Source organism: Limosilactobacillus gastricus PS3 (assembly GCF_000247775.1).
Taxonomy (GTDB): domain Bacteria; phylum Bacillota; class Bacilli; order Lactobacillales; family Lactobacillaceae; genus Limosilactobacillus; species Limosilactobacillus gastricus_A.
Window position 1 is genome coordinate 1 of sequence record NZ_AICN01000014.1, and the last position, 13,594, is coordinate 13,594.

The window sequence follows — 13,594 nt, forward strand, 5'->3', positions numbered from 1 at the left end:
TTGACTGCTTTTTCAACTGTTCAGCTAATTTAGCTAATTGCGCCCCCATCGGGGTATCGGCTAACGTCTCATTCGTAGCTTCAACTTCTTCCTGGTGATTTTCAACTGTATCTTGAACAAATTCAATCAAGGCCTTTTCCCCAACTTCAATCAAGTTAAAGTCAATACGGGCGCCCGCAGCCGCCTCATGCCCACCACCACGGAAATACTTCTCAGCAAAGGAGGCCACATCTAGTTCCCCATTACTACGAAAAGAGATACTTTTGGGACTAACGACCATAGCCGCTTGGGCGGCGGGATGATCTTTTAGGACTTGATGACCTATTTCAGACTTGTAATCATTCGCATAGACGATTGCCCAAATGTGATCATCAATCTTAGCTTCCACTACATCCTTCAAGTGATGCTTTAAATAATGGCTTCGCCGCTCATTTAAAGTCGTAATTAGTAATTCATTTTGGTGACGATAGGTCGCCCAATCGGTCGCCAATAACTGTTCGATAAAGGTCGCGGAATAATCCAACGGATAAAACCAGAATAGCTGGTCTAATTCATCGGCCATTTGCCGAACTTCAGTTGCCATATCAGGATCGTTTTGCCAATCCCAGGTATCATAGGCCCGAATCGCTTCGACATATTCCGCTAGAGATACCTGGCGAGTACTAGCTAATTGATCAAAATAATCTTGGCCTTGCAACCATTCCCAGACAATACTAACCGCACTCGGGTTTTTGATTGAACTGGTCACCACGTTGGGTCGATATTTTTGGCGAATCTCAGCCTCACTATCATGATGATCAAAGATCAACCAGTGATTAGCAAAGTAGCGATCTAACTGTTGGATGGTGTAATCATTATCGGGCGTCATATCCATGATATAAACATCCGTACACTGGCTGGCAGCTGGATCTCGTAGCCATTGTGCTAAGGCATCATCAATTCTTCCAGCACCGATAGGTTCAATTTCAAAGGTCGTCTCCGAAAACATGGTCGGTTGGACCGCTTTTAGTAAATAGGGAGCGCCAAACCCGTCTAAATCATTATGTGAAAATACCTTAATTGTTCTTGGCATGTTTTTCTCCTTTAAGGCTCAGTTTCTCAACATTCAGCACCTTGTCAAACCATCCGTTTGTAAAGCTTTGTTCATGACTAACTAGAATTAAGCTTCCCTTAAACGACTGTAGTGCCTGTTTTAAGGCTGCTTTCGTGGGTTCGTCAAGATGATTGGTCGGTTCATCTAAGATTAAAAAATTGGCCGGCGTTAGCTCTAATATAGCTAGCTTAACTTTGGTTTGTTCACCCCCCGATAATAGTTGGAGGGGCTTCATCGTATTAGCAGCGTTAATGCCAGCCCGAGCCAACCGTTGACGAATCGTTTTTGGCAACATCGTTGGGAATAAATTTTGCAAGGTTTGTAATGGGGATAGTGATGGATCATCCCAGATTAAGTCTTGATCAAAATAATTCACGATTGTCGATGGCGAAAAACTAGCAGTCCCACCCAGCGCAGGAATCTCGCCCAAAATAGTTTTGATAAGGGTTGATTTTCCAACCCCATTAAAACCACTAAACAGGATTTTTTCGCCACTGGACATCGAAAAAGTCACTGGAGCCAGCAACGGTCGTTGGTAGCCGGCACTTAAGTTCTCTACCCGCAATGCATTCGCTGACCCCGTATTCTCATAGGGAAAATTAAAGTTAGCTTGCACATTATCACTCGGCGGATCAATCCGATCCATCCGCGCTAACATTTTTTCCCGTGACTTCGCCATGGTCGACTTTGAGCCCGCCTTATTCTTACGGATAAAGCGCTGGGCCTTATCAATGACTTCTTGTTGTTTTTCATATTCGCGTGCTTGGAGTGCCTGCCGTTCGGTCTTTTGTCGCATTGCTTGTTGGAAACTTCCCCGATACTTTGTGATCTTACCAAAAGCGACATCACAAATCGTATTCGTAACTCGCTCTAAAAAGTCATAGTCATGCGAAATGATCATGGCTGATCCGTCATAATTACTTAAATATTCAATTAGCCATTCGATATGGGCAGTATCTAAATAGTTCGTCGGTTCATCTAGTAAAATCACGTCAGGTTCTTCTAACAGCATTTTAGCTAAAATAATTTTGGAACGCTGTCCCCCACTCATTTCGGCTACGATGTGGTCACGACCTAATTCAATTAAACCTAACCCCGTCATTACCCGTTCAATTTGCGTATCGATTTCATAAAAATGATGAGCGTCAAGATCCGCTTGGAGTTGACCAGCTTGATTGAGCAGATGGTCATCCAATTTTTCGGCATAGTCTGCATAAAGTTGGTTCATCTGGTCATTTTTCGCATACAAATCTTGAAAAGCGGTTTGGAGAAATTCGATTAAAGTCATTCCCGCCTTAATATCAACATATTGATCCAAATAACCGATTTTAAGATTCTTTTGCCAAGTAATTTTTCCAGCGACCGGCAGCACTTGGCCAATTAAGATTTTAATTAGGGTAGATTTCCCGGCTCCATTTTCACCGACAATTCCCATGTGCTCGCCTCGTTCTAATTGAAAACTAGCTTGATCATATAATTTCTTATCAGCATAACTCATGGTTAAGCCGTTTACATCTAAAACCGCCATTATAATCTCCTTCAATTCAATGGTTTGATTTTAACACGCCCCTTGCATCCGAGCTGACTTTTCCCTTAAAATGGCTTGGTTATCATAAAAGGAGTTCTTAGTCATGGACAAACTATTCGAACACACTTCAATCCCGAAAGCCTACTTCACCTTGGCAATGCCCGTCGTCTTAAGTATGGTCGTCACCTTGGTGTACAACATGGTGGATACCTTCTTCGTTTCCCAAACCCAAAACCCTAATTTAGTCGCCGGGGTTTCGCAAAGCGCCCCCATCTTTACCTTTTTGATCGCCCTTGGCGATATTTTTGGTCTAGGCGGAAGTTCGGTAATTTCTCGTCTCTTCGGCGAAAAGCAAGATCAACTCGGCCGCAACGTTAGTGGCTATGCTTTTTATGGCTCAATTTTATGTGGGATTATCGTCACAATTATTATGCTGGTCTTTAAAACTCCAATCTTGCACTTATTGGGAGCAACCAGCGCTACCTGGCAATACGCCAACGAATACTATACGGTCTTGGTCAGCGGGGCGACCTTTATTGTTTTTGGTCTTGCCCCTACTAATATTTTGCGAACCGAAGGACTTGCCCTGGAATCAATGAAGGCAAGTATGATTGGGACGATTTTAAATATTATTTTAAATCCTATTTTCATCTTCCCGTTAGGTTTAGGCGCCGCCGGATCAGCAACCGCCACCGTCATCTCCCAAATTATTAGTGATGGCTTTTTAATCTACTATACACACACCAAGAGTACCCGTCTCACGACCTCAATTAAAGAAACTAAAATTAGTCGTCATCTTCAATGGGAACTGTTCGCAATTGGAATTCCGGCTTCCGTTACTAATATTATGTCGACATTTGCCATCGCCCTTACCAATCATTACCTAATCCCTTACGGGGCCGATAGCGTCGCTACTATGGGTATCGCCCTCAAGATTAGCACTATTATCAATATGGTTTTCGTGGGCTTTGCCTTTGGAGCCCAACCGCTAATTGGTTATACTTATGGCGCCAAAGATGCGAAACGCTTTAATCAAATTATGAAGTTTGATTTACAGGTAGTCTGTGGCTTTTCAATTATTATGACCGTCTTGATGTTTATTTTGGCACCTACCCTTATGAAAGGTTTCTTGCATGATCCGCGTGTCATTTCTGAAGGTGCTGGAATGATCCGCTGGTTGGTCTTATCCTCCACCTTCGCCGGAATTATGTTAGTCTTTACAACGATGTTTCAATCAATGGGGAAAGCTTTCCCAGCCTTTTTACTCTCGGTCAGTCGCCAAGGCCTGATCTTTTTCATCGTCATTGTCATTACCAGTCAATTATTCGGCTACACTGGAGTTATCGTGGCGCAACCGATCGCCGATGTCCTCACCGCTGGTTTAGGGATTCTGCTCTTTTTAATTTATCGACCAAGGTTCAAGTCAAAAACAAGGCGGGAAAGAAACGTAGATTAGTTTCTTTCTCGCCTCGTTTTTAACTACACTGATAATTACCGTCAAATCCTATTCAGCTAATTTTCGATCTAAGTAATGTGACAGTTGTTGATAATTATAAATTCCCGTCACCTTTTCTTTGACCACCCCATCACGGAACAGGACCAAACTAGGCATACTCATGACCTTATAGCGTTGTGGGATCGAATTATCTTGTTCAACATCATAACGAACAAACTTAACTCGGTCCTGATAATGAGCTTCTAACTCATCTAAAACTGGAGCCATTAATTTACAAGGTCCACACCAATCTGCCCAGAAATCCACTAAGGTAATCGGTCCCTCTAAAGCTTGCTCAAAATTAACTGGACTTACATTAATCGCCATTTTTATTTCCTCGCTTACGAATAAAGTGAATGATTAAGGTCACTAGGAAAACAATTAAAATAAAGGTACCGAACAATCCCGATGAAATTTCAATATCAATTGCCGGAATCGTTAAAAAGAGCTTAATCGCGATAATAAAGATTAAGACATAGGCCATTGGTTCTAATTCCGGAACCTTTTCCATTAATTTCATTATGAACTCGGCAATGCCCCGCATACATAAGATCCCAATGATCCCTCCAATTAGGACAATCACTGGATTATCAGAAACGGCAAGCGCTGCTAAAACTGAATCAATTGAGAATACAATGTCAGTAAATTCAATTTGCGCCACAACCGCCCAGAAGCGTTTGCGCCCCGAGAGGTTCGCTAACGATCCCTGACGTCGCTGATGCGCTGGCTTTTTGCCAAAGAATTTAACATGGAAGAATCGATAAGTCATGTAGGCTAAATATGCTGCCCCGATGACTTTAATCTCCCAAAAGTTAATTAAGTAGGTCCCAATTCCAATCACCAAGAACCGGAATAGGTAGGACCCCCAAATCCCATAAAACAAGGACTCTTCTTGTTCCCGTAAATTAGGTAAAACCCGGGTTTGCGCCGCCAATACCACCGCATTATCAACTGACAGCAAACATTCCATCAAAACTAATGAAAAGATGATCAACCAATCCTGACCAGATGTTAAAACTGATAGCCAATTGTGGCCACTAAAAAAGGGACCATATAGTTCTCTTAAAAGTGACAATTAAGTCCATTCCTCCTTTTTATACCGTGTCATTTATTTTAACAAAAAACTGTTCGCAACTAAAAATGATATTACTTATAACCATTAAGCGGAATTTATTTATCGATCGATTAACCAAAATCTCGATTGTGATAAAACTATTGGACAACACGATTGTAAAGTTGTTATAATCAATACAGAAATAATATTTAAGGGAGATCTAAGTATGGTTAAAGCAACTAAAGATTCACTAGTACAATTAACGATTCAAGAAATTAGCAAACATGGCTACCAAAACATAACTTTACGTCGATTAGCCAATGAGATTGGTGCCACCACTGGGGTAGTTTACTCCCATTTCACAAATAAGGAAGATTTATTCGCTGCCGTTACCTATGCTTTGTCTGAACAAATGGCGGATAAAGAAGAATATAACGACTACAGCGATTCAACTGAGGCCATTATCAAAATCGGGGAAGATTTGATTAAGTGGTATATGGATGAACCAAACTTAGCAAACTTCTTCTTCTCGAACCCTAGCTTATCAAATGTCTTTAACGGTAACCGCCAGGGCTTACCATTTATTGACATTTTGAAACGCCATATCACTAACATCAAGGAACAAACGGGCTTACACTTTAATGAACAAGTGCTCTTCATTCAATTCTGGTCATTTGTTCAAGGCTATATCATGTTACTAAGTCAACACATGACGGATCCAAACCCACTTATTATCCGGAGTACGGTTAAGCAACTAATCGGCACGATTCATCCTTAAGACTTCATGGAGGTTCTCCTATGCTCAGTTCAGTCCAATTAAATGAACATAGCTACTGGGTTAGCGTCTTTGAACCTCTCCCCAATGAACAACAAGAACTGTTTGAACGGTATGAAGTCACTTCCGACATGTTAGACTACGCCATTGACCCCTTTGAAAAGGCTCGTATCGAAATTGACCATGATGCCCATATCACTCTGTTGATTTTTGACGTTTACATCGCCCATCCCGAAGAAGACGATGATGTAACGGCTCCTATTGGGATCATGTTAACCAATAATAATGTCTTAACCTTTACCAATGCCCAAACCAACTTTGTCAACGGGATTATTGCCCAATTGATTAAGAACGAACGAGCTCACCATCCGATTCATTCAATTTATGATGTGGTGCTTCCCTTGCTCTATCAATTGTCAACCGACTACTTCTTACCGATCCGAAAAGCTGACAATCAGCGCAAGGCCCTCCAAAAAAACATTCGTAAACGCAATGAACGCGTGTCGATTAATAAGTTTATGGAGTTGGAAACTAACTTGGTCTATATTCTAAGTTCGATCCAAGGGAATGTTTCCTTGCTCCAGGAGTTTAAGCGGCGTTTCTTATATACGCTAACTACTAGTCAACAAAACAAACTTGATGATGCCATCATTGAAGCTCAACAAGGACTCGAAATGGCCCAAATGACTTCGGATGTTGTTTCTAGGGTTTCATCCGCCTATAGCAATGTTTTAGATAGCAATCTAAACCAGACAATGAAATTTTTAACGGTTTATTCAATCATCCTGGCTATTCCACCAATTGTTTCAGGTTTTTATGGTGAAAACGTCAAAAGTCTCCCCTTCGCGCAAAACGACTGGGCATGGCAGATCACGGTCATTATCACCTTGATTTTTATTGCTTTGTCAATTTGGTTCATGTTCAATAAGCGCTGGTGGAAATAAATTTGTCACGATTCTCTCTTTTGGAGAGGATCTTTTTATTTCTTAAAGACATTAAAATGTGTCCTTTTTGTGACCAGAAGTGTAATCTGTTGCATGCATATATTAAATTATAGTAAAATTATTTAATGAGAATCTTATTATACATTGGAGGAAACGATCTCTATGGCAATGATTGAATTTAAAAATGTTCAAAAATACTATGGCGATTTTCACGCTTTAAAAGACATTAACTTAAAAATCGACGCCGGCGAAACGGTAGTTTTAATCGGCCCTTCTGGTTCAGGAAAAAGTAGTTTGATCCGGACGGTCAATGGTCTTGATCCGATTCGAAGTGGTCAACTAATCGTCAATGGATTCGACCTTGGGGATAAGAAAACCGATGTCAACAAGATCCGCAAAGATGTGGGGATGGTTTTCCAACACTTCAACCTATATAACAATAAAGATGTGCTTGAAAACATTATGTTGGCTCCCCGGGTAGTTTTAAAACGGCCTGAGGAAGAAAATAAAAAATTAGCCATGGGCCTCTTGGAACAAGTTGGTTTAGCTGATAAGGCCCACAATATGCCGGCCCAACTGTCTGGTGGGCAAAAGCAACGGGTGGCAATTGCGCGGAGTTTGGCCATGAAACCAAAATGTCTGTTGTTTGACGAACCGACCAGTGCTTTGGACCCGGAAATGATTGATGATGTTTTGGATGTTATGAAAGAAATTGCCCATCGTAGTGATATGACCATGTTAGTGGTGACCCACGAAATGGGTTTTGCCAAGGCCGTGGCAGACCGGGTTATCTTTATGGCCGATGGTCGGATCCTCGAAGATGACTCAACTGAAAACTTCTTCGATGGAGAACCATCAAACGAACGGGCTCGCCAATTCTTAAGTAAGATTAACGGACACATTTAAGGAGGCTGGCATGAAGAAATTTTGGCGCCGATTGAGTCTGATTGCCATTATGGCTACCTTAGGGCTCACCTTATCGGCATGTAGTACCACCTCTGTGGCAAATCGAAATGTTTTAAAAGCGGATCAAAAGTCCAAAACCATTACCTGGGGGGTTAAAGCTGACACCCGCCTATTTGGGTTGGAAAATATCAAAACCGGTCAACTAGAAGGGTTTGAAATTGATTTAGCTAAGGCGATGACCAAGAAGATTCTGGGTCCTGATGCTAAAGCCGAATTCGTCCCCGTCACTAGTAGTACGCGGATTCCGCTTTTGAAGAATGGGAATATCGATGCGATTATGGCAACCATGACCATCACTCCCGAACGGGCTAAACAAGTTGATTTCTCGAAATCCTATTTTGATGCCGGTCAATCGATCTTAGTTAAAAAAGGGAGTGGCATCACCAGTATTAAAGACTTAAACAAAAAAGGAAAAGTCATCCTCGGGGTTTCAGGATCGTCCTCGGTTCAAAATGTGGCTAAGGTCGCCCCTAAAGCCACGGTCTTACAATTATCAGACTATGCTCAAGATATGACGGCCCTCAAGTCTGGTCAAGGAGATGCCATGACCACTGATAACGGGATCTTATACGGGTTAGCCAGTGAAAACAAAGGCTATGAAGTCGTTGGTGGGACCTTTACCAAAGAACCATATGGGATTGCGGTCAATAAAAATCAAAAGGCCTTCTTGAAGAAACTGAACTGGGCCCTCGAAGAATTAGAAAAAGATGGCACCTACAATAAACTATTGAAGAAATGGTTTGGCGATGTCAAAGGCTTTAATTACGAGGAGATGAAGCGCTCATGATTAATTTAATTACATCTAATTGGCAATTATTCTTATCCGGCCTTGGCGTCACTCTCGCTTCTAGTATTATTGCCCTAATCTTTAGTTTAATTATTGGAACGGTATTTGCCCTGCTGGAATTATCAGAACATCGTTGGATTCGGATTTTAGCTAATATTTACGTGGAAATTTTCCGAAATATTCCTCTTCTGGTAATTACCATGGCCTTCTTCTTAATCGTACCGTTATACATCGTCAAGATTAACGGTTTTACTGCTGGGACCATTGGTTTAACCCTATATACCTCGGCCTTTATCGCCGAAACCGTCCGCTCGGGGATCAACTCCATTGATGAAGGACAGCTGAAAGGGGCCTTAGCCAACGGACTAACATACTGGCAAGCCATGCGGCTCATTGTTTTACCACAAGCCTTCCGGGTGGTAATCCCACCGCTGGGGAACCAATTTATTAACCTCGTTAAAAATTCTTCCGTCTTAGCCTTCGTCGCAGGATTAGATTTGATGTATGAGGGAAATTTAATTGCTAGCAACACCTTAGAAACGATGCCGTCATACTTTATCGTTGGGGTCTTATATCTTGTAATCACCCTGTCTTTAAGTTATTACATGCGGCATTTGGAAAAGAAATTAGGATAGGAGGAAGAAGGGTATGCAAACTTTTATTGATGCTTATTCATGGATTAACATCCGCTTCCTCTTGGAAGGATTATGGGTTACGATTGAAATTTCAGTCGTTTCCATTTTGATTAGTTTAATTGTCGGCATTCTCTTAGGAACTATTCGGTACATGCGAATTAAGTATGTTTCGGCAATCGTGGGCTTTGTGATTGATATTATTCGAAACCTACCATTACTGCTGATCATTTTCTTCGTTTACTTTGGGCTACCTAATATTGGTTTCCGCCCGCCAGTAATTCCTTCAGCGATTATGTCAATGTCACTGTTTGAATCAATGATGATTGCGGAAATTGTCCGTTCTGGTTTACAAGGGATTGATATCGGGCAAACTGAAGGGGCCATGGCTAATGGAATGACTCACTGGCAAGCCTTACGGATCGTGGTACTTCCTCAAGGGTTGAAACACATGTTACCGGCCTTAGTCAGTCAATTCATTTCCCTGGTTAAGGATACTTCTTTAGCAACGATTATCGTGCTACCAGAATTAATGTATCATGCCGAAATTGTCTATGGACAGAATAGTACCTACATTATCCCAATGTTCGTGGCAATTGCGGTAATGTACTTTATTGTTTGTTACTTATTATCATTACTATCACGTTATCTAGACCATAAAATGGCCTAACAAAAGAGGGTGGGAAGAAATGCTAATTGACATTTCTACCCACCCATTTTTTGATTACACCGGTACCGACGTTCAAAAAGCGCGCCTGATTGTTTTTCAGCTTCCTTTTATTCGTTGTAAGTGATGACCTTAACGTCATCATCCGTCATCACTAGTTTAGATAAACTACCATTTGCTGGTCGTTCGGTGATATCATATTTCCCTTCACCAAACCGTTCTATCAAACTTAAACAGGTATTGCCATGACTAACCAATAAAACATTAGCTTCATCCAGTAAATCGGCTTGACGAATCGTCGCTAACCCCCGATCCAACCGTTCCCAGTACTCTTGACTATTTTCGGCATCATGGAAAGGATCAGCTTCTTTTAACCAATCCTTAGCTTGATTAATCGAATAGTCCGTCACAATGTCCTTAAAGGTCTTATAACCATGCGGCAGGCCCGCCATTTCCCAGGCTAATGACATGTTCGTCCCTTCAAAAACCCCATAAAATTCTTCTCGCAAATCAGGGGTGGTCCGCGGCCGGACGACTGAGTCCGCTTCATTGACGTTTAAAATCGTCTGGCAAGTTTCGACCGCCCGGGTTAGATCGCTACAAAAAGCAGCGTCAAGGTGAATATCTTTTAACCGCTGCCCGACTCGTTGAGCATCTTCACGCCCTTGTTGGGTCAAAGGGCTATTACTCCAGCCTTGTAATTTATTATATATATTAAAATAGGTCTGACCATGCCGCACTAAAAAAATATTTAACTTAGTCATCATTTTCACCTCCGCTATCGATACTCTTATTTTACCCCATTAATTCTAAAGACCTGCTTAAATTTTCTAATTTTCCCTTGGATATTAAAACGCCGCCTTTTAAAGTGTGCTAAAATATTTTCATCAGTGATTTCATCACGATTCTACAGATAATAAAGGAGCGTCCCATGTTCAAGAAAATGGGCAACCTATTGAACACGCGGTTAGGACTATTTCTAGTTCTAACCGTCTTGTTCTGGTTAAAAACCTTACTAGCTTATTTCGTTGATTTCAGTCTCGGTGAAACCGGACTCTTGCAGTATATTCTACTGCTAGTCAATCCGTTAGGGACCACGATCCTGTTATTCGGTTTGGCTTTTTACTTTAAAAAATCCCGGTTTTTCTACCCAGTTTTAATGGAAATTGATATTTTAAATACTCTGTTATTGTATTTAAATGTCATTTACTACCGCGAATTTACCGATTTTATGACGATCGCCACCATTGCCGGCTATTCGAAAGTTAACCAAGGCTTAAGTGGTAGTTCATTAGCCCTGACCAAGCCCCATGACGTTTTATTCTGGCTTGATATCGCCATCATCTTAATTTTGATGATTCTTCGCAAAATTAAGTTTGATCCCCGGGCAGTTACCCATCGGTTTGCCTTTGCGATTACTTCAATTGCACTCGTGTTGATTGGTACTAACCTGATGGTTGCTGAAATGGACCGGCCCCAACTATTAGGACGGACTTTTGATCGGACTTATATCGTTAAATATTTAGGCATTGATACTTTCACGGCCTACAATGTCATTCAAAACCAGCAAGTTAACCAGATGCGAAGTAGTGCTACTAAGTCGCAACTTAACCAGGTCCGCAAATTCACCGAATCGATCTATGCTAAACCCAACGATAAAATGTATGGAATCGCCAAGGGTCGCAATGTGATTGTGATTCACTTAGAGAGTTTCCAACAATTCTTAATTGGATTAAAAGTCAATGGGCAAGAAGTTACGCCTTTCCTCAATTCGTTAGTCAACAGCAACGATACCTATTCCTTTGATAACTTCTTCCATCAAGTCGGACAAGGGAAAACTAGTGATGCTGAAAACCTCCTTGAAACCAGCACTTTTGGGCTTCCACAGGGATCGCTCTTCGCTACTTTAGGCTCAGATAATACCTTTGAAGGGGCTCCAGCAATCTTAAATCAGCGCCGGGGATATTCTAGCGCTGTCTTCCACGGAAATGTGGCTAGTTTCTGGAACCGGAATAACGTCTATAAAAACCTTGGTTATCAATATTTCTTTGATGCCTCCTATTACGACACTTCTGGGGATAAGGCAACGGGCTATGGCTTAAAAGATAAATTATTATTCCAAAACTCCGTTAAATATCTTGAACAGCTTCAACAACCCTTCTATGTCAAATTTATTACAGTGACAAACCACTTCCCATTTGAACTCGATAGTGAAGACGAAGATTCTGATTTTACGGCACCTGACACTGGTGATAGTACGGTTGATAATTACTTCGTCACTGCTCATTATTTAGACCAATCGCTGGAAGAATTCTTTAATTACCTTGAAAAGACTGGTTTAGATAAAAAATCGATCATAATGATTTATGGAGATCACTATGGAATTTCTAATAGTGAGAATAAATCTTTAGCTTCCGTTATTGGCAAAGACGCGAATAACTGGACTAATTTCGACAATGTTCAAATGCAGCGGGTACCATTGATGTTTGTCATTCCAGGAACAACCGGTGGGAAGGTCTATCACACGTATGGTGGCGAAGTGGACGTCTTACCAACCCTCTTACACCTCCTAGGTATCAGTACCAAACGCTATATCTTCTTTGGTACCGATCTCTTCTCTTCGCAACACCGGCAAGTCGTCGCTTTCCGGGATAACGATTTTATTACTAATAAGTTCACGAGTATCAGTGGCAAAATTTATAGTAATACGACTGGAAAATTAGCTACTTTAACCAAGAGTGAAAAGAAGCAAATTCGTGAGGATACTAATTTTGTTAACCAAGAATTAAAACTCTCTGATGCCCTCAACCAAAAGAACCTCTTACGTTTCTACACGCCAAAAGGGTTCACAAAGGTGGTAGCTTCGAAATTTAATTATTCTAACGGCTTAAAGAAGCTCAAACAATTAGCGAAGAAATTGGGAAACAAATCGACTAGTCTTTTCAGTGAGAATGGTGATAAATCAACCGTTGATGATTATTCAACCGACGCTCCTGAAGCAAGCCATTCCTCAACCTCATCCAACCGGATCAAGATTACCAATCCTGATTCAACCAATAACTAAGTTAAAAGCCAGGTTGCCTCATCTTAAGGATGAAGCCAACCTGGCTTTTACTTTAGGCTAATTTATATTGTCGGAAACGTTGTTGATCTTTATATTCCTCAGCTTCGATCACATACCCTTGTTCATGCAAGACCTGGAGAATTGCTTGCCGGATAGCCGTCGTGGTATGCAGATTATTTTGCACAATTTTTAATTCAATTGACCCGATTAAAAAGGCCGCTTCCGCCTGTAAATGCAGGGTTTTTAATGTCTGCCGCAGTTTGACTTCCTGAAACGACTCTTCTTGACCACGCTGGTTAACTAGGGACCAATGAGCTAACTGGTGCCAAGCTTGCACTAATTCCTTTCTTTGCATTCTCATCATCCTCTCTTAGTTTAAAGTTAATGAAATTAGTATAAGCCTTAACCAAAATAAACACAAGATATAGAATTAATACTTTGTTTTGACACAATATCTTGTGTATTTTGAAGAAATAATGCTCTTTATCGCAACTTATTTAGTCGATTTGGCTAGATTTATTTACTAAAAACAAAAATATATTAATATTAAACGTTGATTTAATTAATTATTCAAAGTATGTGAGTGCAT

Annotated in this window: 14 protein-coding genes; 8 read left to right on the forward strand and 6 right to left on the reverse strand. The window is 41.0% G+C overall.

Annotated features, from left to right (window positions below; translation table 11 throughout):
* Together PS3_RS01315 and PS3_RS01320 are read right to left on the reverse strand one after the other, a co-directional pair.
* Window positions 1–1,072, reverse strand: a 1,072-nt coding sequence (locus PS3_RS01315; protein WP_050950786.1) for a phosphoesterase, incomplete at its 3' end; no start/stop codon positions are given.
* Window positions 1,056–2,621 carry an ABC-F family ATP-binding cassette domain-containing protein gene (locus PS3_RS01320; protein WP_007121772.1) on the reverse strand — a complete coding sequence of 522 codons (1,566 nt, stop codon included), beginning with the start codon at window positions 2,619–2,621 and terminating at the stop codon, window positions 1,056–1,058. The genes PS3_RS01320 and PS3_RS01315, both read right to left, overlap by 17 nt.
* 103 nt (window positions 2,622–2,724) lie before the next feature.
* Here PS3_RS01320 and PS3_RS01325 point away from each other — a divergent pair, with 103 nt between their 5' ends.
* Window positions 2,725–4,077 (forward strand): MATE family efflux transporter, encoded by a 1,353-nt coding sequence (locus PS3_RS01325; protein WP_007121773.1) that lies wholly within the window; start codon window positions 2,725–2,727, stop codon window positions 4,075–4,077.
* Window positions 4,078–4,125: 48 nt separating this feature from the next.
* Here the strand turns inward: PS3_RS01325 and trxA are convergent, their stop codons facing one another.
* A complete protein-coding gene (gene trxA / locus PS3_RS01330) occupies window positions 4,126–4,443 on the reverse strand; it encodes a thioredoxin (protein WP_007121774.1) in 318 nt (105 codons plus the stop codon).
* Entirely contained in the window at window positions 4,433–5,191 is a 759-nt protein-coding gene (locus PS3_RS01335; RefSeq protein WP_040467858.1) for a DUF475 domain-containing protein, read from the reverse strand. Before PS3_RS01335 ends, trxA begins: the two co-directional genes overlap by 11 nt.
* A gap of 205 nt (window positions 5,192–5,396) precedes the next feature.
* Between PS3_RS01335 and PS3_RS01340 the strand changes: the two genes are divergently transcribed.
* From PS3_RS01340 to PS3_RS01365, 6 genes are all read left to right on the forward strand, one after another.
* Complete coding sequence (locus PS3_RS01340) at window positions 5,397–5,948, forward strand: TetR/AcrR family transcriptional regulator (protein ID WP_040467859.1); 552 nt, start codon at window positions 5,397–5,399, stop codon at window positions 5,946–5,948.
* Between the two features lie 20 nt (window positions 5,949–5,968).
* Window positions 5,969–6,889: a magnesium transporter CorA family protein gene (locus tag PS3_RS01345; RefSeq protein ID WP_007121775.1), complete on the forward strand. Its 921-nt coding sequence runs from the start codon at window positions 5,969–5,971 to the stop codon at window positions 6,887–6,889.
* A 162-nt stretch (window positions 6,890–7,051) separates the two neighbouring features.
* Entirely contained in the window at window positions 7,052–7,795 is a 744-nt protein-coding gene (locus tag PS3_RS01350) for an amino acid ABC transporter ATP-binding protein (protein ID WP_040467860.1), read from the forward strand.
* Window positions 7,796–7,805: 10 nt separating this feature from the next.
* Window positions 7,806–8,642: a transporter substrate-binding domain-containing protein gene (locus PS3_RS01355; protein ID WP_040467861.1), complete on the forward strand. Its 837-nt coding sequence runs from the start codon at window positions 7,806–7,808 to the stop codon at window positions 8,640–8,642.
* Window positions 8,639–9,277: an amino acid ABC transporter permease gene (locus PS3_RS01360; RefSeq protein ID WP_040467862.1), complete on the forward strand. Its 639-nt coding sequence runs from the start codon at window positions 8,639–8,641 to the stop codon at window positions 9,275–9,277. Before PS3_RS01355 ends, PS3_RS01360 begins: the two co-directional genes overlap by 4 nt.
* Before the next feature lie 13 nt (window positions 9,278–9,290).
* Window positions 9,291–9,944, forward strand: coding sequence for an amino acid ABC transporter permease (locus tag PS3_RS01365; protein ID WP_007121777.1), 654 nt, complete (start codon window positions 9,291–9,293; stop codon window positions 9,942–9,944).
* 107 nt (window positions 9,945–10,051) lie between these two features.
* Here the strand turns inward: PS3_RS01365 and PS3_RS01370 are convergent, their stop codons facing one another.
* Window positions 10,052–10,705: a histidine phosphatase family protein gene (locus PS3_RS01370; RefSeq protein WP_007121778.1), complete on the reverse strand. Its 654-nt coding sequence runs from the start codon at window positions 10,703–10,705 to the stop codon at window positions 10,052–10,054.
* 167 nt (window positions 10,706–10,872) lie between these two features.
* Between PS3_RS01370 and PS3_RS01375 the strand changes: the two genes are divergently transcribed.
* Window positions 10,873–13,005 carry an LTA synthase family protein gene (locus PS3_RS01375; RefSeq protein ID WP_007121779.1) on the forward strand — a complete coding sequence of 711 codons (2,133 nt, stop codon included), beginning with the start codon at window positions 10,873–10,875 and terminating at the stop codon, window positions 13,003–13,005.
* A 52-nt stretch (window positions 13,006–13,057) separates the two neighbouring features.
* On the opposite strand, the gene PS3_RS01380 is transcribed toward PS3_RS01375, so the two are convergent.
* Complete coding sequence (locus PS3_RS01380; RefSeq protein WP_040467863.1) at window positions 13,058–13,360, reverse strand: hypothetical protein; 303 nt, start codon at window positions 13,358–13,360, stop codon at window positions 13,058–13,060.
* Window positions 13,361–13,594: the final 234 nt, after the last annotated feature.